Here is a 17,889-nt window from a genome sequence, read left to right on the forward strand (position 1 = left end):
CACCAGCAGCGGCAGCATCGCGGCGGTGAAGCTGCCGCTGCTGGTGAGCGCCCTGGTGCAGCGGGGGGCCGAGGTGCGCTGTGTGCTCACGCCCAGCGCCGAGCGCCTGGTGAGCGCAGCATCCCTGGCCTGTCTCAGCCGCCAGCCCTGCTGCCTGGAGGCCGACCAGTGGAGCCACCGGGCGCCCCGTCCCCTGCATGTGGAGCTGGCGGAGTGGGCGGAGCTGGTGCTGCTGGCTCCCCTCAGCGCCACCACCCTGGCCCGCTGGGTGCATGGCCTTGGCGACACCCTGCTGGCCAGCACCCTGCTGGCCTGCGAGGTRCCGGTGCTGGCGGCCGCCGCCATGAACACCTCCATGTGGGCCTCGCCCGGGGTACGGGCCAACTGGCAGGCCCTGCAGAGCTTCTCCAGCGTGCTGCCCCTGGGGCCTGAGTCCGGACTGCTGGCCTGCGACCGCCAGGGCCAGGGCCGCATGGCCGACCCCGAGCTGCTGCTTCTGGCGCTGGAATCCCTCGCCCTCTGGGGTCCGAAGCGCGACTGGCAGGGCCGTGGCCTGCTGGTGAGTGCCGGCCCCACCCGCGAGCCCCTGGATCCGGCTCGCTGCCTCACCAATCCGAGCACGGGCCGCATGGGCGTGCTGCTGGCCCAGGCGGCCCGGCTGCGGGGGGCACGGGTGGAGCTGGTGCATGGTCCGCTGGCGCTGCCGGCCGGCTGGCTCGAGGGGCTCAACGCTGAGGCGGTGCTCACGGCGGGTGAGATGCGCCAGGCCTTGCTGGCCCGTCAGCCGGGGGTTCAGGCCGTGGCGATGGTGGCGGCCGTGGCCGACCACCGCCGCAGCCAGCCCCTGGACGCCAAGCTGGACAAGCAGGCCCTGGAGCAGGCCCTCGCCAGCGGCTGGGAGCCGGTGCCGGATCTGCTGGCCGAACTGGTGCACAGCAGGCCGCCGGGGCAGCGCATTCTCGGCTTCGCGGCCCAGACGGGCGATGTGCTCCCCCAGGCCCGGGTCAAGTTCGCGCGCAAGGGCTGCGATCTTCTGTTCGCCAACCCCATCGATCAGCCCCAGGCGGGCTTCGGCGGGCACAGCACCAGTGGCTGGTTGCTTGGCCCAGGCGATCAGGTGGGCGTGTTGCCACCGGCCCGCAAGCTGGCCGTGGCCCACCACCTGCTCTCGGCCCTGGCCGCCTGAGCCGGGCCCAACGGGGCAGTTCAGGCGGCCAGGGACTCTTCTTCTGCGGCGTCGACCTGCAGCAGATCGATGAATGTGCGCAGCTGCAGGCGGGGGATGTAGGGCCAACCGCCGCTCTGTTCCATGCGGCGCAGCAGGTTGAACAGCTGGTTGCGGTCGGCGGGGAGGCTGCTCCGGAAGGCCCCGTCCTGAATGCTGCGATGCAGCATCTCAAGCTGGCGCAGCAGGTCGAGCAGCTGCTGCGGATCGCCTCGGAGCTCCTCGGCCAGGCTGGCGGTCTGGCTGAGCAGGCTGTCGAGCCGCTGCTGGCGCCCGTCCGTGAGCGTGGCTGGCTGCTGGGCTGGCTGCTGGGCTGCCTGGCTGGCTGGCTGGGTCGTGGTCTGTGGTGTGGTGATCGGAACCTTCGGCTCTCGCATACAGGTTGTTGAGAGCCGCGACATCGTACGGGGAATCAGGGTTTTGCACCGGTAGGATCCGCCCCGGCCCAGTTACTGCCCACTCTCTGCGGCGTTCTCCCCATGCGTTTTCGTCCTCTGCTGGCCCTCGCGCTGGCGCTGTGTCTGACCCTGGTGACCGCTTGCAGCGGTGGGGCCAAGGCCGTGGATCGCGCCAATCTCACCTACGAAGACATCCACAACACAGGCCTGGCCAACGACTGCCCCTCCCTGCCCGAGTCGGCCCGCGGTTCGATCCCCCTGGATTCCGGCACCGCCTACCAGCTCAGGGAGATCTGCATGCACCCCGCCGAGGTGTTCGTGAAGGGCGAACCCGCCAACAAGCGCCAGGAGGCCCAGTTCGTCGCCGGCAAGATCCTCACCCGCTTCACCACCAGCCTGGATCAGGTCTATGGCGACCTGACCGTCAGCGGTGACTCCCTCAACTTCAAGGAGCAGGGCGGTCTCGATTTCCAGATCGTCACCGTGCTGCTGCCCGGCGGTGAGGAGGTGCCCTTCGTGTTCTCCAGCAAGCAGCTCAAGGCCACGGCCGACGGCGCCGCCATCAGCACCAGCACGGACTTCACCGGCACCTACCGGGTGCCCAGCTACCGCACCTCCAACTTCCTGGATCCCAAGTCGCGCGGGCTCACCACCGGCGTGGACTACACCCAGGGCCTGGTGGGTCTCGGCGCCGACGGTGATGGCCTGGAGCGCGAGAACATCAAGAGCTACGTGGACGGCGCCGGCTCGATGGAGCTGGCGATCACCCGGGTGGATGCCAGCACCGGTGAGTTCGCTGGTGTGTTCACTGCCCTGCAGCCCTCCGACACCGACATGGGCTCCAAGGATCCCCTTGACGTGAAGATCACCGGTGAGGTCTACGGCCGTCTGGAGCAGGCCTGATCCGGCCTGCCCGCGCCCGGGCTCGCTCCAATCCACGCGACTGGGGGCCTGCGGGCCCCTTTTTTTGTGCAGACCGGCGGCCACAACCCCGGGCCTGGGCCCATCTGGGAGAATCTGTGCCCATCAACGCCGTCGTTCCGATGACCTCCTCCACCCTGGCTGGCCTGATCGCGCCCCACGGAGGCACCCTGGTGGATCTGATGGTGCCCGCGGGGGAGCAGGAGGCCGTGCGTGCCGGGGTGGATCGGGTGCTCGAGTGCAGCGATCGCAACGCCTGCGACGTGGAGCTGCTGGTGGTGGGCGGCTTCTCGCCCCTGCGGGGCTTTATGCACCAGGAGGACTACGACGCGGTGGTGGCCGGCCATCGCACCACCAGCGGCCTGCTGTTCGGTCTGCCGATCGTGTTCGACACCGATGAGCAGAGCGTGGCCGTCGGCGAGCGGCTGCTGCTCACCTACAAGGGCCAGGACCTGGCCGTGCTCACGGTGGGGAGCAAGTGGGAGCCCGACAAGGCCCGCGAAGCCCAGGGCTGTTACGGCACCACCTCGATCGAGCACCCTGCCGTGCGCATGATCAGCGGCGAGCGCGGCCGCTTCTACCTCGGTGGCCGCCTGCAGGGGCTGGCGTTGCCCCAGCGGGTGTTCCCCTGCAAGACCCCGGCCGAGGTGCGTGCCACCCTGCCGGAGGGTCAGAGCGTGGTGGCCTTCCAGTGCCGCAACCCCATCCACCGCGCCCACTACGAGCTGTTCACCCGGGCCCTGGAGGCCAGCAATGTGAGCGAGCAGGCGGCGGTGCTCGTGCACCCCACCTGCGGCCCCACCCAGGACGACGACATCGCCGGTGCCGTGCGCTTCCAGACCTATGAGCGCCTCGCCGCTGAGGTGAACAACCCCCGCATCCGCTGGGCCTACCTGCCCTACTCGATGCACATGGCGGGCCCCCGCGAGGCCCTGCAGCACATGATCATCCGCAAGAATTACGGCTGCACCCACTTCATCATCGGCCGGGACATGGCCGGCTGTAAGTCGAGCCTCAGCGGCAGCGATTTCTACGGCCCCTACCAGGCCCAGGACTTCGCCCGCGACAACGCCCCCGAACTGGGCATGGAGACGGTGCCCTCCCTCAACCTCGTGTACACCGAGGAGGAGGGCTATGTGACAGCGGAGCACGCCGAGGCCCGGGGGCTGCACATCCGCAAGCTGAGCGGCACCCAGTTCCGTCAGATGCTGAGGGGCGGCGAGGAGATCCCGGAATGGTTCGCCTTCCGTAGTGTGGTAGAGGTGCTGCGGGCTGCGGCCTGAGGCGCCGGCGCAACAGGCGGCTCACCGCCAGTTAACATTCCGTTACTAAATCTCTCAGCTGAGGCGAGGCCTTGAACAAACGCTGGCGCAACGCGGGGCTGTACGTGCTCCTGGTGGTCGTGGTGATTGCCGTGGGCACCGCCTTCCTCGACCGACCCGACCCGGCCAACGCGCCGCGCACCTTGCGCTACAGCGACTTCGTCGAAGCCGTTCAGGACAACGAAGTGTCCCGGGTGCTGATCGCCCCCGACCGCGGCACCGCCCAGGTGGTGGAGAACGATGGCCGCCGCGCCGTGGTCAACCTGGCCCCCGACAAGGACCTGCTGAAGCTGCTCACGGACCACAACGTGGACATCGCGGTGCAGCCGAGCCGCGAGCCGGCCGCCTGGCAGCAGGCCGCCGGCAGCCTCATCTTCCCGCTGCTGCTGCTGGGGGGGCTGTTCTTCCTGCTGCGGCGCGCCCAGGGGGGTGGAGGCAACCCGGCCATGAGCTTCGGCAAGAGCAAGGCGCGGGTGCAGATGGAGCCCCAGACCCAGGTGACCTTCGGCGATGTGGCCGGCATCGAGGGCGCCAAGCTGGAGCTCACCGAAGTGGTGGACTTTCTCAAGAATCCTGATCGCTTCACCGCCGTCGGCGCCAAGATCCCCAAGGGCGTGTTGCTGGTGGGCCCCCCCGGCACCGGCAAGACGCTCCTGGCCAAGGCCGTGGCCGGCGAGGCCGGGGTGCCCTTCTTCTCGATCTCCGGTTCGGAATTCGTGGAGATGTTTGTGGGCGTGGGTGCCAGCCGGGTGCGAGATCTATTTGAGCAGGCCAAGAAGAGCGCTCCCTGCATCGTCTTCATCGATGAGATCGACGCTGTGGGGCGTCAGCGGGGCGCTGGCCTCGGCGGCGGCAACGACGAGCGGGAGCAGACCCTCAACCAGCTGCTCACCGAGATGGATGGCTTCGAGGGCAACACCGGCATCATCATCGTGGCGGCCACCAACCGTCCCGACGTGCTGGATGCCGCGCTGCTGCGCCCGGGGCGCTTCGACCGCCAGGTGGTGGTGGATCGGCCCGATTACAGCGGCCGACTGCAGATCCTGGAGGTGCACGCCCGCGGCAAGACCCTGGCGAAGGATGTGGACCTCGACAAAGTGGCCCGCCGCACCCCTGGCTTCACCGGTGCGGATCTGGCCAACCTGCTCAATGAGGCCGCCATTCTAGCGGCCCGACGCCAGCTCACCGAGGTGGCGATGGATGAGGTCAACGATGCGATCGAGCGGGTGATGGCCGGTCCGGAGAAGAAAGACCGGGTGATGAGCGAGAAGCGCAAGCGGCTGGTGGCGTATCACGAGTCAGGCCATGCCCTGGTGGGGGCCCTGATGCCCGATTACGACCCCGTGCAGAAGATCTCGATCATTCCTCGCGGTCAGGCCGGTGGCCTCACCTTCTTCACCCCCAGTGAGGAGCGCATGGAATCGGGGCTCTATTCCAGGGCCTATCTGCAGAACCAGATGGCCGTGGCCCTAGGCGGCCGCGTGGCCGAGGAACTCGTCTACGGCGACGATGAAGTCACCACCGGCGCCTCCAACGATCTGCAGCAGGTGGCCCGGGTGGCGCGCCAGATGGTCACCCGCTTCGGCATGAGTGAGCGCATCGGTCCGGTGGCCCTGGGCCGTAGCCAGAGCGGCATGTTCCTCGGCCGCGACATCGCCGCCGAGCGCGACTTCTCCGAAGACACCGCGGCCACCATCGATGAGGAGGTGAGCCAGCTGGTGGAAGACGCCTACCGCCGGGCCACCGAGGTGCTTAGCAACAACCGGGCCGTGCTCGATCAGCTGGCTGAACTGCTGGTGGAGAAGGAAACCGTTGATGCTGAGCAGCTCCAGGAGCTGCTACTGCAGAGCGATGTGCGGGTGGCTGAGTACGTCTGAGCCCCCTTTGGTTGATCAGGCCGGTTGATCGCAATCGCCTCCTTCCCACCGTTTCTCGTTGCGCTGCGCCGCCAGCCCCTGCTGGTGGTGCTTCGTGCTGAGCAGCCCCGCCAGCTCGAGCCGGCCCTGGCAGCCCTGGAGGCAATGGGGTTGGTCCACGTGGAGATCAGCTGGCAGCCCCACCCGGACTGGGCGCTCCAGTGCCGCGCGCTCCAGCAGGCCCACCCGCGCTTGCGGCTGGGGGCGGCATCGCTCTGCAGCCTGGAGGCGATTCGGGCCACGGCTGCTGCGGGTCTGGGCTACGGGGTGTCACCCGTGCTGATTCCGGAGCTCTGGCACGAGGCCTGCCGCCTGGACCTGGCCCTGGTGCCGGGTGTGTTCACGCCCACCGAGGTGATGCAGGCCAGGCAGCTGGGCTGCCCGGCCGTGAAGCTGTTCCCGGCTGCCAGCTTGGGCTCCCACTACTGGAGCCGCCTGCGCGGGCCCCTGGGAGCCCTGCCGTTCTGCATCGCGGCCGGCGGCCTGGCCCCCCACGACGTGCGGCCCTGGCTGCAGGCTGGCGTCGATGCCGTGACCCTGGGTGGCAGCCTCGACCGGGGCGGCGCCATGGCCGAGCTGAAGGCCCTGATCAGCGAGCTGCGCTCCCGCTAAGCCCCTTCACCACAGGCTGCACTGCCCCTGCTGGCGCAGCAGATGGTCGGCCAGCACCAGGGCCACCATCGCCTCCACCATCGGTACGGCCCTCGGCAGCACGCAGGGGTCGTGGCGTCCCTTGGCGGCCAGGGTGGTGGCGGCCCCGCTGGCATCGATGGTCTGCTGCTGCTTGCGGATCGTGGCGGTGGGCTTGAAGGCCACCCGGATCACGATCATCTCGCCGTTGCTGATGCCACCCTGGATGCCGCCTGAATTGTTGGTGGCGGTGTGCAGGCTGCCGTCGTCCGTGGGCAGGAAGGCGTCGTTGTGCTCGCTGCCCATCAGCAGGGTGCCGGCGAAGCCGGAGCCGATTTCGAAGCCCTTGGTGGCCGGCAGTGACATCACGGCCTTGGCCAGATCCGCCTCCAGCTTGTCGAACACGGGCATGCCCAGCCCCACAGGCGGCCGCCGCACCACGCACTCGATCACACCACCGCAGGAATCGCCCTCCCGGCCGATCGCCTCGATCCGCTCCACCATCTGCTCGGCGGCCTCGGAGTCGGGGCAGCGCACGATGGTGGCCTCCACGTCGTCGAGGCTCACGCTGGCTGGGTCGATGCCATGGGCCTCGATGCTGTGGATCCGCTTCACCCAGGCCAGCACTTCGGTGCCGCAAGCCCTGGCCAGCAGTTGTTTGGCGATGGCGCCGGCCGCCACGCGAGCGATGGTTTCCCGGGCTGAGGCGCGGCCGCCGCCGCTGCGGGCCTGGATGCCGTACTTGGCCTGGTAGGTGGCGTCGGCGTGGGAGGGGCGGAAGGCCACCGCCATCTCCTTGTAATCACCGGGGCGCTGGTCCTTGTTGCGCACCACCATGGCGATGGGCGTGCCGAGGGTCTGGCCGTCCAGCAGGCCGCTGAGAATCTCGACGCGGTCGTCTTCCTTGCGGGGGGTGGTGATCTTGCTCTGGCCCGGTTTGCGCCGATCGAGATCCCGCTGGATGTCCTCCACGGCGAGCGCCAGCCGCGGCGGGCAGCCATCCACGATCACCCCCACGCCACCGCCGTGGGATTCGCCGAAGCTGCTGATGCGAAAGAGCTGGCCGAAGCTGCTGCCCATGGCTGCCACACAGTGCTGCGAGCGTAGGGGCTGGGCCTTGGCGGCCGCTTGGCCCGGTGGTTGAGAGGTGAAACCATCAAAAAGCCCCCCTGCTGAGAGGGGGGCTGTAGGGATTCCGTCAGGTCTGGATCTGATGAGGGCTGAAGCCTCAGCCGATCGCCGGGGCGGTCAGAGCCACGGGGGTGGCTTCAGCAGCCGCCAGGTCGAGGGGGAAGTTGTGAGCGTTGCGCTCGTGCATCACTTCCATACCCAGGTTGGCGCGGTTCAGCACGTCGGCCCAGGTGTTCACCACACGGCCCTGGCCGTCGAGGATCGACTGGTTGAAGTTGAACCCGTTCAGGTTGAAGGCCATCGTGCTCACGCCGAGGGCGGTGAACCAGATGCCGATCACCGGCCAGGCAGCCAGGAAGAAGTGCAGGCTGCGGCTGTTGTTGAAGCTGGCGTATTGGAAGATCAGGCGACCGAAGTAACCGTGGGCAGCCACGATGTTGTAGGTCTCTTCCTCTTGGCCGAACTTGTAGCCGTAGTTCTGGCTCTCGCTCTCGGTGGTTTCACGCACCAGCGAGCTGGTGACGAGGGAGCCGTGCATGGCGGAGAACAGCGAGCCACCGAACACACCGGCCACACCCAGCATGTGGAAGGGGTGCATCAGGATGTTGTGCTCAGCCTGGAACACCAGCATGAAGTTGAAGGTGCCGCTGATGCCGAGGGGCATGCCGTCGGAGAAGGAGCCCTGACCGAAGGGGTACACCAGGAACACAGCCGAAGCAGCAGCCACGGGGGCGCTGTAGGCAACGCAGATCCAGGGGCGCATGCCCAGGCGGTAGGAGAGTTCCCACTCGCGACCCATGTAGCAGAAGATGCCGATCAGGAAGTGGAAGACAACCAGCTGGTAAGGACCGCCGTTGTAGAGCCACTCATCGAGGCTGGCAGCTTCCCAGATGGGATAGAAGTGCAGGCCGATGGCGTTGCTGGAGGGCACAACAGCACCGGAGATGATGTTGTTGCCGTAGATCAGCGAACCGGCGACCGGCTCACGGATGCCGTCGATGTCGACAGGGGGAGCGGCGATGAAGGCCACGATGTAGCAGATGGTCGCAGCCAGCAGGGTGGGGATCATCAGCACGCCGAACCAGCCCACGTAGAGGCGGTTGTTGGTGGAGGTGACCCACTCGCAGAACTGCGCCCAGCTGGAGGCGCCGGAGCGCTGCTGGAGAGTGGTGGTCATGAGAACAGGTGATGGGTGCTCGAAAGAGCAGGTAAGTAGGACGGCAGAAGCACTTCAGGTCAGAGCCCAGAAGCAGAGTCGGCCGCGGGACGGAACCCCGTCGCTGACTAACGTAACAGAACGTTGCGGGGTTTGTGAAGAGGGGTTGAGTGTGGTGAACCGACCTTGCGCCTGGCGCTGGCCCCCTGGGCGCCTCCGTTCGGGTGGCGGGCGATGAGGGGTCGCTCAAAGCTGGTCACCTGGAGCCCGAGCGTCACCCTGGTGCCCACCTCCAGCTGCTTCAACCACTGCGGCTACTGCGGTTTCCGCCAGGCGCCCCACCCGCAGAATCCCCTGGCGGACGCCCTCACAGAGCCCGAAGCGCAGGCCAGCCTCGAGCGCCGCCCCGGGGCCCAGGAGGTGCTGCTGCTCAGCGGTGAGGTGGCCCCGCAGGCGCCCCAGCGCCGGCCATGGTTGGCTCTGCTGCTGCGCCTCAGCCGACTGGCCCTGGCCAACGGCCGCCTGCCCCACACCAATGCCGGCCCCCTCTCGCTCCACGAAATGGCGGCTCTGGGGCGCCTCAATCCCTCCATGGGCCTGATGCTCGAAGGTCTGGGCCCGGTCTGGCAGCGCTGGCATCGCCAGGCCCCCAGCAAGCGGTTGGAGCTGCGCCTGCTGCAGCTGGAGCAGGCCGGCCGCCTCGGCATCCCCTTCACCACGGGCCTCCTGCTCGGGTTGGGCGAGAGCCCCAGGGAACGGCGCCAGGCCCTGGAGTTGATCGCCCTGCTGCAGGCCACCTGGGGCCATGTGCAGGAGGTGATTCTGCAGCCCTACCGACCTCCCGGTCTGTCGCCGGCTGAGCTCGACCCGGCCCGCTGCGACGAACTGCTTGATCTGATCGGCGAGGCCCGCCACATCCTGCCGCCGGAGGTGCACCTGCAGCTGCCCCCCAACCTCTGGCCCCGACAGCGGCTGATGGAGGCCCTCGAGGCCGGCATCGATGACCTCGGCGGCATCGACGGCGATCGGGATGTGATCAATCCCGCCTATGCCCAGCCGTCGCCTCAGGCCTTGGCACGGCAGCTGGCGGCGGCCGGCTGGGAGCTGCGCCCGCGGCTGTGCGTGCACCGGCCCTGGCTGGATCGGTTGCCGTCGCCCCTGCGGCAGCGGGCGCAGGCCATGGCCCAGCAGCTCGATCGCCCTGGTTAGTGTCGCGCCATCGCAGAGGAGAGTGACGGCCGTTGAGCACCACCAGTTCCCACAGGGTGCTGCTCGTGAGGCTGCCCTGCAATCCGATTTTTCCGATCGGCCCCGTCTATCTCGCCGACCATCTGCACAAGCAGTTCCCCGATCTGCCGCAGCGCTTTCTCGACCTTGCCGCACTCCCGGTGCTGGATGTGGAGCGCATCCTGACCGCCGTGGTGGACAGTTTCCGCCCCACCGTGCTGGTGTTCTCCTGGCGTGACATCCAGATCTATGCCCCGGTGGATGGCCGCAGTGGCAACCCCCTGCAGCACTCCTTCGAGGTGTTCTACGCGCGCAATCCGCTCAAACGGCTGCGCGGAGCCCTGGGCGGCCTGGGCCTGATGCGGGCCTTCTACGCCGAGCTCTGGCGCAACCTGCGGCTGGTGCGGCAAGGGGTGAAGCGCGCCCGGCGCTATCAGCCCGAAGCCCGGGCCGTGATCGGTGGCGGTGCTGTGAGTGTGTTTTATGAGCAGCTCGGGCGTCAGCTGCCCGCTGGCACGGTGGTGTCGGTGGGTGAGGGCGAACCCCTGCTGGAGAAGTTGATCAGGGGCGACTCCCTGGCCGGGGAGCGCTGTTTTGTGGCCGGCGAGGAGCCCCGCCCGGGCCTGATCCATGAGCAGCCGGGCAGCCTGGAGAAAACGGCCTGCAACTACGACTACATCGCCTCGATCTGGCCCCAGCTCGACTGGTATCTCGAGGGGGGTGATTTCTATGTGGGCGTGCAGACCAAGCGGGGCTGCCCCCACAACTGCTGCTACTGCGTGTACACGGTGGTGGAGGGCAAGGCGGTGCGGGTGAATCCCGTTGAGGAGGTGATTGCTGAGATGCGGCAGCTCTACCGCCGCGGCGTGCGCGGCTTCTGGTTCACCGATGCCCAGTTCATCCCCGCGCGGCGCTACATCGAAGACGCCAAGGCGTTGCTGCGGGCGATCCTGGCCGAAGGCTGGGACGACATCCGCTGGGCCGCCTACATCCGCGCCGACAATCTCGACGCGGAACTGGCCGAGCTGATGGTGGCCACCGGCATGGAGTATTTCGAGATCGGCATCACCTCGGGATCCCAGGAACTGGTGCGCAAGATGCGCATGGGCTACAACCTGCGCACTGTGCTCGAGAGCTGCCGGCTGCTGGCTCGGGCAGGCTTCCGACACCATGTGTCGGTGAACTACTCGTTCAACGTGATCGATGAGCGCCCCGAAACCATTCGCCAGACCGTGGCCTATCACCGCGAGCTGGAGCGCATCTTCGGCGCCGACAAGGTGGAGCCGGCGATCTTCTTCATCGGCCTGCAGCCCCACACCCACCTGGAGCAGTACGGCTTCGAGCAGGGCCTGATCAAGCCGGGCTACAACCCGATGAGCATGATGCCGTGGACCGCCCGCAAGATGCTCTGGAATCCCGAGCCGATGGGCAGCACCTTCGGCCGCATCTGCCTGGAGGCGTTCGACCGCAATCCCGGCGACTTCGGCCGCACGGTGATGGACCTGCTGGAGCGGGATTACGGCCTGGCGCCCCTGGATGAGGCCCTCAGGGCTCCGGTGGAGGGCCGCCGCGCCCTGGCCAACGCGGTGCGCTGAAAGCCTGCTCGGCCAGAAACGAGGTCTTGAGCCGACTCCCTCCCTAGCTTGGAGCACCGCGATCCCGCTGCCCGGTGCGTTACGCGTGGGTTGAGCAGCATGCCGAGGAGGATTGCGGCGCGACCCGCCTGCCCACAGCGAATCACGTTCAGGTCATTCAGCGAGATAACCGCACCGGCATTCACTCAGAGCACTTCCCCCATCTGTTTGAACGCTTCTATCCCGTGGAAAAAGCCCGTTCCCGCGCCTTGGGTGGTACGGGCCATGGCCTGGCGATCGCTCAGGAAATCGTCCATCGCCACCGCGGCGAGTGAGCAAGGGGTGGGAACGCCCTTCACGATCAGCTTTCCGCGCCATGCCGGTGGAGATGCCTGCTCGGCGCTGGTCCTGCTTGGATGGCTTCGCACCATTGACTTCGCTGCAACGTGTTAACTGCCTCGCCTTGGCTGCGTCCCCCCGCTCACTGCCGCTGGGGACGGAACTGCCGCTGCTGAAACAGCAGCACAGCCAGCAGCCCCAGCCAGCCGATCGCGCCTCCCAGCGGGTTCGTGCCTGAGTCCAGAGCGCTCGGCCCGGCCCACCAGCCCGGCGCCGGGGCAGATACCGCCAGCAGCCCGTTCTGCAGCAGGAACCAGCCGCCCACCAGGCCGCCGTGCAGCGCCGCCGGCCCCCACAGCGCGCCCTTGCCCAGCTCCCGCTCCCGGGCCAGCACCACCCCCAGCAGGGTGAGGGCGCCCAGCAGGCTGAGGGCCAGCAGGCCGGGTTCCCGGTACCAGGGGTGCACCAGGCCGAACACCAGGGCCTGCGCCAGCAGCGCCCGATGACCATTCAGCCGCAGCCGCAGCTCCCCCCAGAGCCAGCCGCGAAACAGCAGCTCCTCGGCCAGACCCACCCCGCAGGCCAGCAGCAGGGCATTGGCGAGCAGGCCAGCATCCGTTGCCCCCTGCCAGCGGGCCTGCTGGCTGAACAGCAGCGCCAGGCTCACCAGGAGCAGCAGGGCGATGGCCTTGGTCAGCCCCATGGCGATGCCGGCCAGCGCCTGGCCGGGGCTGACGGCCAGACCCAGGGTCCTCCAGGGCTGCGTCGCTCCCCAGGCCGTGCGCAGCCGCCAGGGCAGGGTGGCCAGCAGCAGGGCAAACGAGAGCGACACCCCGGCCAGGTCGACCTGGTCGGGGCGCCAGGCCGGGGCCACCCAGGCGAGGGGCCTGGAGAGCAGGAAGCCGGTGATGTAGAGCCCCGGCACGTAGAGCACCGTGCCCCACCAGCGTGGCATGGGTGCAGGCCCGGCTGGGCCTGGCGCCGCCATCAGGTTTCCGGTTCGAGGCTGCTGGTGAGCCCCTTGCCCTTGAGGGTTTCGCAGTAGAACTCCGCCGGCTCCAGATCGCACACGATCACCAGGCCCACGCCGGTGTTGTGGGCCTCCAGCATCACCGCGATCGCATCCTGCTCACTGAGCGAGGGCACCACCTGGCGCAGGGTGGTGACCACGTAGTCCATCGCGTTGACGGGGTCGTTGTGGAGCAGCACCTTGTAGCGAGGTGACGGTTTGCGCACCCGCTGCGGTGCCTTCTCCATCACCGCGGCACCGCCGCTCTCGCGGCCCGGGGCCGCCGTGGCTGTGGTTTGCATGGCTGCCTCCTGGGTCACGACTGCTCTATTTAAGGACGGGATCACAGGCTGTGGATCCGCTGCATGGCCTCATCCACATTGGCGCGGCTGTTGAAGGCGGAGAGGCGGAAATAGCCCTCTCCGGCGGCGCCGAAACCGCTGCCGGGGGTGCCCACCACGTGGGCCTGGCTCAGCAGCTTGTCGAAGAAGCCCCACGAGTCGAGTCCGGCGGGCGTTTTGAGCCATACATAGGGCGCCTGCTCGCCGCCGAACACCTGCAGCCCGGCTGCCGTCAGCTCGCGCCGGATGATCGCGGCGTTTTCCATGTAGAAGGTCACCAGTGCCTTCACCTGGGCCTGCCCCTCGGCGGAATACACCGCCTCGGCCCCGCGCTGCACGATGTAGCTGACGCCGTTGAACTTGGTGCTCTGGCGCCGGTTCCACAGGCCCCACAGCTCCACCGCTTCGCCATTGGCCGCCTGGCCCATCAGCCCACGGGGCACCACCGTGAAGGCACAGCGGGTGCCGGTGAAGCCGGCGTTCTTGGAGAAGGAGCGGAACTCGATCGCGCACTCCCGGGCCCCCTCGATCTCGTAGATCGAATGGGGCAGCTCCGGATCCTGGATGAAGGCCTCGTAGGCGGCGTCGAACAGGATCAGGGCGCCGTGGGCGCGGGCATAGTCCACCCAGGCCTGCAACTGCTGGCGGCTGGCCACCGCGCCGGTGGGGTTGTTGGGGAAGCAGAGATAGATCAGATCCACCGGTTCTGCGGGGATCTGGGCCGTGAAGCTGTTCTCGGCGCTGATCGGCAGGTAGGTGAGGCCGCCGTAGCGTCCACCGGCACCGGCTTCACCGGTGCGGCCCGCCATCACGTTGCTGTCCACATACACCGGGTACACCGGATCGGTCACGGCGATGCGGTTGTCCGGTCCGAGGATGTCGAGGATGTTGCTGCTGTCGCACTTGGAGCCGTCGGAGACGAAGATCTCCTCGGCACTCACCTGGCAGCCGCGGGCCTGGAAGTCGTGGCGGGCGATCGCCTCGCGCAGCCAGCCATAGCCCTGTTCCGGGCCATAGCCATGGAAGCCCTCGGCGGTGCCCATGGCATCGATCGCCAGCTTCATGGCGTTGCGGCAGGCCTGCGGCAGCGGTTCGGTCACATCACCGATGCCGAGGCGGATCAGGGCGGCATCGGGATGGGCTTCGCCGAAGGCCTTCACCCTCCGGGCGATCTCTGGAAACAGGTACCCCGCCTTGAGCTTGAGGTAGTTGCCGTTGACCTGCACCACAGGGTTGCTGCCGAACTCCAGGCGGCATCCTGCTACGCCAGGTGGCTGTCGCGTGGTCCTGGGCTGCATACCATCGGGCCAGGCCTGCCAGCGCCACCATGACTGCCTCCTCGACTGTCGTGGCCGCGGCGACCGAGCCGATCGACTTCGACGCCCTGATCGACCTCTCGATCAGCAAGCCGGCCCGCTACCTGGGCAACGAGCTCGGCGTGGAGCCCCGCGACTGGCAGGCGGCCGCCGTGCGCTGGGCCCTCACCTACCCCGAGGTCTACGAGGTGGGGGCCAGCAACCTGGGCCACATCATTCTCTATTCCCTGCTCAACGCCGTTCCCGGCCAGCTCTGCGACCGCGCCTACCTGCCGGCGCCCGACCTGGCGGAGCGGCTGCGGGAGCGGCAGCAGGCTCTCTTCGCGGTGGAGAGCCGCCGCCCCCTGCCAGCCTTCGACATCCTCGGTTTCAGCCTCAGCTACGAGCTCGGTGGCACCAACATCCTCGAGATGCTGGACCTGGCCCGCTTGCCCCTGCGCGCCGACCAGCGCGGCGATCTGCCCCTGGGCCACCCGGAGGCGCCGCCCCTGATCTTCGCCGGTGGGCCCACGGCCACCAGCAACCCCGAACCCTTCGCCGCCTTCTTCGACTTCATTGCCCTGGGCGATGGCGAGGAGCTGCTGCCGGAGATCGGCCTGGTGGTGGCCGAGGCCAAGGCGGCCGGCCTCAGCCGCCGCGACACCCTGCGGGATCTGGCCCAGGTGCCGGGCGTGTACGTGCCTGCCCTCTACGGCCCGGGCCCCGATGGGGTGGCGATCGTGCCGCTGGAGCCCGGGCTGCCGGCGCGGATCCAGCGGCGCACCGCCACGCCCATGCCCCACTACGCCATGGGGCTGGTGCCCCACATCGAAACCGTTCACGACCGCCTCACGGTGGAGATCCGCCGGGGCTGCACCCGCGGCTGCCGTTTCTGTCAGCCCGGCATGCTCACGCGCCCGGCCCGGGACGTGGAGCCCGAGGCGGTGATCGAGGCGGTGGAGGAGGGGATGCGCCGCACCGGCTACAGCGATTTCTCCCTGCTCTCGCTCAGCTGCTCCGACTACCTGGCCCTGCCGGCGGTGGGGGTGGAACTGCGCAACCGCCTGGCTGAGCAGAACGTGAGCCTCACCCTGCCCAGCCAGCGGGTGGATCGCTTCGACGACGACATCGCCCACATCCTCGGCGGCACCCGCAGGGCGGGGCTCACCTTTGCCCCGGAGGCCGGCAGCCAGCGCCTGCGCGACATCGTCAACAAGGGCCTCACCGACGCCGAGCTGCTGCGCGGCCTGCGCACGGCCATGCAGAACGGCTACCGCAAGGTGAAGCTTTACTTCATGATCGGCCTGCCTGGCGAGAGCGATGCGGATGTGCTCGGCATCGCCGACACCTGCCGCGCTCTGCAGGAGCAGTGCCGCGATCTGGGCCGCCTGGAGCTGAACCTCACGATCAGCACCTTCACGCCCAAGCCCCACACCCCGTTCCAGTGGCACAGCGTCAGCGGCGAGGAGCTGCGGCGTCGCCAGGGGCTGGTGCGCCAGGCCCTGCGCCAGCTGCGCGGCGTCAAGACCAACACCACTGACCTGCGCCTCTCGGCGGTCGAAGACTTCGTGGGCCGCGGCGATCGGCGCCTGGCGCCGGTGATCGAGGCGGCCTGGCGGGCCGGCGCCGGCCTGGACGCCTGGTTTGAGTCGGCGGAGCGCAGCCATGCCGCCTGGACCGCTGCGATCGAGGCGGCGGGCCTGGGGGGCCGTTACCGCGCCCTGGAGATGGGGGCCTGGAGCGCCGCCGAGGCCCTCAGCCCCGATGATCTCGATGCCTTCTGCCGCCAGAGCCTGCCCTGGGATCACATCGACACCGGCGTCGACAAGCGTTGGCTCGCCGAAGACCTGCAGCGGGCCTTGGCCGCCACCGTGGTGCCGGACTGCTCCTTCGAGGGCTGCAGCAGCTGCGGGGTGTGCGGTCCGGAGCTGGGCCACAACGTGGTGATCCCGGCGCCTCCGGTGCCACCCCAGCTGCCGCCGCGGGCCCCCGCCTCCGAGCGGGTGCAGCGGCTGCGCTTCGGCTTCGCCAAGACCGGCAGCCTCGCTCTGATCAGCCACCTCGACACCCTGCGGCTGCTGGAGCGGGCCCTGCGCCGCAGCGGCCTGCCGGTGAGCTTCAGCGGGGGCTTCCACCCGCTGCCACGGCTGCAGCTGGCCCTGGCGCTGCCGCTTGGGGTGGCGGGCCTGGGCGAATGGCTCGACCTCGAGTTCACCGAGCGGCTGGATCCCGCTGAAGCGCGGCTGCGGCTGCAGCAGCAGTTGCCGGGCACGTTGCAGCTGCTCTCGGTGGCCGAGGTGCCCAGCTTCGGCCCCAGCCTCTCCCAGGAGCTGGAGGCCTCCCACTGGCGGCTGGAGCTGCGGCCGCCGGCGGGGGTGGCGCTGCCCGGCCCGGAGCGCTGGCAGCAGGCGATGGCCGCGCTGCTGGACGCCGACACCCTGCCGTGGCACGACACCGACAAGAAAGGCCGGCCCCGCAGCCGTGACTGCCGCCCAGTGCTGCGGGATCTCCGCTGGCTCTCCCCCCAGCCCGCAGCTGCTGCCGGCTCAGGCTCGGCCTGGTTCGCGCTCGAGGCCGCCATCGATTCCAGCGGCCGCAGCCTGCGGCCGGACCAGCTGGCCCACTGGATGGCAGAACAGCTGAGGCTACCCCTGGCCTGCGGCAGCATGGAGCGCACGGCCCTGACGCTGCGCGGCCCTACCGCCTGAACGCGGCGCCAGACCGACGCAAAAGCGGCCAGGCCACCATGCTAATTTGCAGCCAAGGCGACAGGCCGTTTGCCTGTAAGCTTTCGCCGCGATTCCGCAGCACCCAGAGCTTTTTCAGCGCAGACCGCAGTCGGCAGGCACCTCCGTTGGCCTGTCCTGCTCCGGGGTTCAGTCCCTGGATTTCGCCCCCCGCTTTCATGTTTTCAACCCATTGAAAGCAGCCGTGCCCAAGGGGCATGGAGATCTTCCAGCAGCATTGCGCAGCTTCGCGCCATTCCCGCTCCATGGCGGCCAAGGCAGGGCCTGGCCCTGACCTCCCGCATTTCGTTCAGCCCTCTGGTCCGCAGGTCTGTCATCGGCCTGCAGGCCTGCCTCATCCCCTGGCAGGACCCCGATCGGGTCCACCCCATTCCCCATGCCCCAGCAGATCGTCATTGCCGAGCAACTGCGCATCGCCGCGGTGCTCAACGACGAACGTGTTGATGAATTGATCGTGGCCCAGGGCCGCTATCAGATCGGAGATGTCTACCTCGGCACCATTGAAAACGTGCTTCCCGGCATCGATGCCGCCTTCGTCAATATCGGCGAGAGCGAGAAGAACGGCTTCATTCATGTCACCGACCTCGGCCCTCTGAAGCTCCGCAAAGGCGCCCACGGCATCACCGAGATGCTGGAGCCCCGCCAGAAGGTGCTGGTG

Annotated in this window: 15 protein-coding genes and 1 pseudogene; 10 read left to right on the forward strand and 6 right to left on the reverse strand. The window is 68.5% G+C overall.

The features are described 5' to 3' along the window. A partial coding sequence (coaBC, locus tag IQ216_RS03685; RefSeq protein ID WP_193814374.1) for a bifunctional phosphopantothenoylcysteine decarboxylase/phosphopantothenate--cysteine ligase CoaBC occupies window positions 1-1,186 on the forward strand: 1,186 nt, incomplete at its 5' end. Window positions 1,187-1,206: 20 nt separating this feature from the next. Here the strand turns inward: coaBC and IQ216_RS03690 are convergent. Next, entirely contained in the window at window positions 1,207-1,602 is a 396-nt protein-coding gene (locus tag IQ216_RS03690) for a hypothetical protein (protein WP_228007100.1), read from the reverse strand. Between the two features lie 102 nt (window positions 1,603-1,704). Between IQ216_RS03690 and psbO the strand changes: the two genes are divergently transcribed. The 4 genes from psbO (at window position 1,705) to IQ216_RS03710 (ending at window position 6,394) form a co-directional block, all read left to right on the forward strand. Further along, window positions 1,705-2,526, forward strand: a complete 822-nt coding sequence (gene psbO, locus IQ216_RS03695) for a photosystem II manganese-stabilizing polypeptide (protein ID WP_186697347.1) — start codon at window positions 1,705-1,707, stop codon at window positions 2,524-2,526. A 140-nt stretch (window positions 2,527-2,666) separates the two neighbouring features. Next, on the forward strand, window positions 2,667-3,827 hold the full coding sequence (gene sat, locus IQ216_RS03700; RefSeq protein ID WP_193814375.1) for a sulfate adenylyltransferase: 1,161 nt from the start codon (window positions 2,667-2,669) through the stop codon (window positions 3,825-3,827). A 71-nt stretch (window positions 3,828-3,898) separates the two neighbouring features. After that, window positions 3,899-5,743 (forward strand): ATP-dependent zinc metalloprotease FtsH3, encoded by a 1,845-nt coding sequence (gene ftsH3 / locus IQ216_RS03705; RefSeq protein WP_193814376.1) that lies wholly within the window; start codon window positions 3,899-3,901, stop codon window positions 5,741-5,743. 24 nt (window positions 5,744-5,767) lie between these two features. Beyond that, window positions 5,768-6,394, forward strand: coding sequence for a bifunctional 4-hydroxy-2-oxoglutarate aldolase/2-dehydro-3-deoxy-phosphogluconate aldolase (locus IQ216_RS03710; RefSeq protein WP_228007101.1), 627 nt, complete (start codon window positions 5,768-5,770; stop codon window positions 6,392-6,394). Between the two features lie 6 nt (window positions 6,395-6,400). Here IQ216_RS03710 and aroC read toward each other — a convergent pair whose 3' ends face one another. Beyond that, window positions 6,401-7,492 (reverse strand): chorismate synthase, encoded by a 1,092-nt coding sequence (gene aroC / locus IQ216_RS03715; protein WP_193814377.1) that lies wholly within the window; start codon window positions 7,490-7,492, stop codon window positions 6,401-6,403. 148 nt (window positions 7,493-7,640) lie between these two features. Continuing rightward, entirely contained in the window at window positions 7,641-8,720 is a 1,080-nt protein-coding gene (gene psbA, locus IQ216_RS03720; protein ID WP_186697343.1) for a photosystem II q(b) protein, read from the reverse strand. Between the two features lie 213 nt (window positions 8,721-8,933). Here psbA and cofG point away from each other — a divergent pair, with 213 nt between their 5' ends. The 3 genes from cofG to IQ216_RS14550 all read left to right on the forward strand — a co-directional run bounded on the left by cofG (window position 8,934) and on the right by IQ216_RS14550 (window position 11,835). After that, window positions 8,934-9,908, forward strand: coding sequence for a 7,8-didemethyl-8-hydroxy-5-deazariboflavin synthase subunit CofG (cofG, locus tag IQ216_RS03725; protein WP_193814378.1), 975 nt, complete (start codon window positions 8,934-8,936; stop codon window positions 9,906-9,908). Window positions 9,909-9,940: 32 nt separating this feature from the next. Further along, complete coding sequence (locus IQ216_RS03730) at window positions 9,941-11,521, forward strand: photosystem II high light acclimation radical SAM protein (protein ID WP_228007102.1); 1,581 nt, start codon at window positions 9,941-9,943, stop codon at window positions 11,519-11,521. A 74-nt stretch (window positions 11,522-11,595) separates the two neighbouring features. Continuing rightward, entirely contained in the window at window positions 11,596-11,835 is a 240-nt protein-coding gene (locus tag IQ216_RS14550) for an ATP-binding protein (protein WP_193814379.1), read from the forward strand. Between the two features lie 146 nt (window positions 11,836-11,981). Here IQ216_RS14550 and IQ216_RS03740 read toward each other — a convergent pair whose 3' ends face one another. From IQ216_RS03740 to IQ216_RS03750, 3 genes are read right to left on the reverse strand one after another with little or no spacing between them, the layout of a single operon-like run. Further along, the gene (locus tag IQ216_RS03740) at window positions 11,982-12,794 is read right to left on the reverse strand and encodes a CPBP family intramembrane glutamic endopeptidase (protein ID WP_193814380.1); all 813 of its coding nucleotides are present in this window, start codon (window positions 12,792-12,794) and stop codon (window positions 11,982-11,984) included. Between the two features lie 32 nt (window positions 12,795-12,826). Further along, window positions 12,827-13,150 carry an ATP-dependent Clp protease adapter ClpS gene (gene clpS, locus IQ216_RS03745; RefSeq protein WP_193814381.1) on the reverse strand — a complete coding sequence of 108 codons (324 nt, stop codon included), beginning with the start codon at window positions 13,148-13,150 and terminating at the stop codon, window positions 12,827-12,829. 41 nt (window positions 13,151-13,191) lie between these two features. Then, window positions 13,192-14,418 carry an LL-diaminopimelate aminotransferase gene (locus IQ216_RS03750; RefSeq protein ID WP_193814382.1) on the reverse strand — a complete coding sequence of 409 codons (1,227 nt, stop codon included), beginning with the start codon at window positions 14,416-14,418 and terminating at the stop codon, window positions 13,192-13,194. 98 nt (window positions 14,419-14,516) lie between these two features. Here IQ216_RS03750 and IQ216_RS03755 point away from each other — a divergent pair, with 98 nt between their 5' ends. Next, window positions 14,517-17,192, forward strand: a complete 2,676-nt coding sequence (locus IQ216_RS03755; RefSeq protein ID WP_193814383.1) for a TIGR03960 family B12-binding radical SAM protein — start codon at window positions 14,517-14,519, stop codon at window positions 17,190-17,192. A 415-nt stretch (window positions 17,193-17,607) separates the two neighbouring features. Beyond that, window positions 17,608-17,889, forward strand: a pseudogene (locus tag IQ216_RS03760) (ribonuclease E); the annotation flags it as partial.

It is taken from the genome of Cyanobium sp. LEGE 06143 (assembly GCF_015207535.1).
Lineage (GTDB): Bacteria > Cyanobacteriota > Cyanobacteriia > PCC-6307 > Cyanobiaceae > NIES-981.

Bases quoted from the DNA above. Each gene is read 5' to 3' on its own strand.
- IQ216_RS03690 (WP_228007100.1), bottom strand. From the start codon at position 1,602: ATGCGAGAGCCGAAGGTTCCGATCACCACACCACAGACCACGACCCAG.
- psbO (WP_186697347.1), top strand. From the start codon at position 1,705: ATGCGTTTTCGTCCTCTGCTGGCCCTCGCGCTGGCGCTGTGTCTGACC.
- sat (WP_193814375.1), top strand. From the start codon at position 2,667: ATGACCTCCTCCACCCTGGCTGGCCTGATCGCGCCCCACGGAGGCACC.
- aroC (WP_193814377.1), bottom strand. From the start codon at position 7,492: ATGGGCAGCAGCTTCGGCCAGCTCTTTCGCATCAGCAGCTTCGGCGAA.
- psbA (WP_186697343.1), bottom strand. From the start codon at position 8,720: ATGACCACCACTCTCCAGCAGCGCTCCGGCGCCTCCAGCTGGGCGCAG.
- cofG (WP_193814378.1), top strand. From the start codon at position 8,934: ATGAGGGGTCGCTCAAAGCTGGTCACCTGGAGCCCGAGCGTCACCCTG.
- IQ216_RS03740 (WP_193814380.1), bottom strand. From the start codon at position 12,794: ATGCCACGCTGGTGGGGCACGGTGCTCTACGTGCCGGGGCTCTACATC.
- clpS (WP_193814381.1), bottom strand. From the start codon at position 13,150: ATGCAAACCACAGCCACGGCGGCCCCGGGCCGCGAGAGCGGCGGTGCC.
- IQ216_RS03755 (WP_193814383.1), top strand. From the start codon at position 14,517: ATGACTGCCTCCTCGACTGTCGTGGCCGCGGCGACCGAGCCGATCGAC.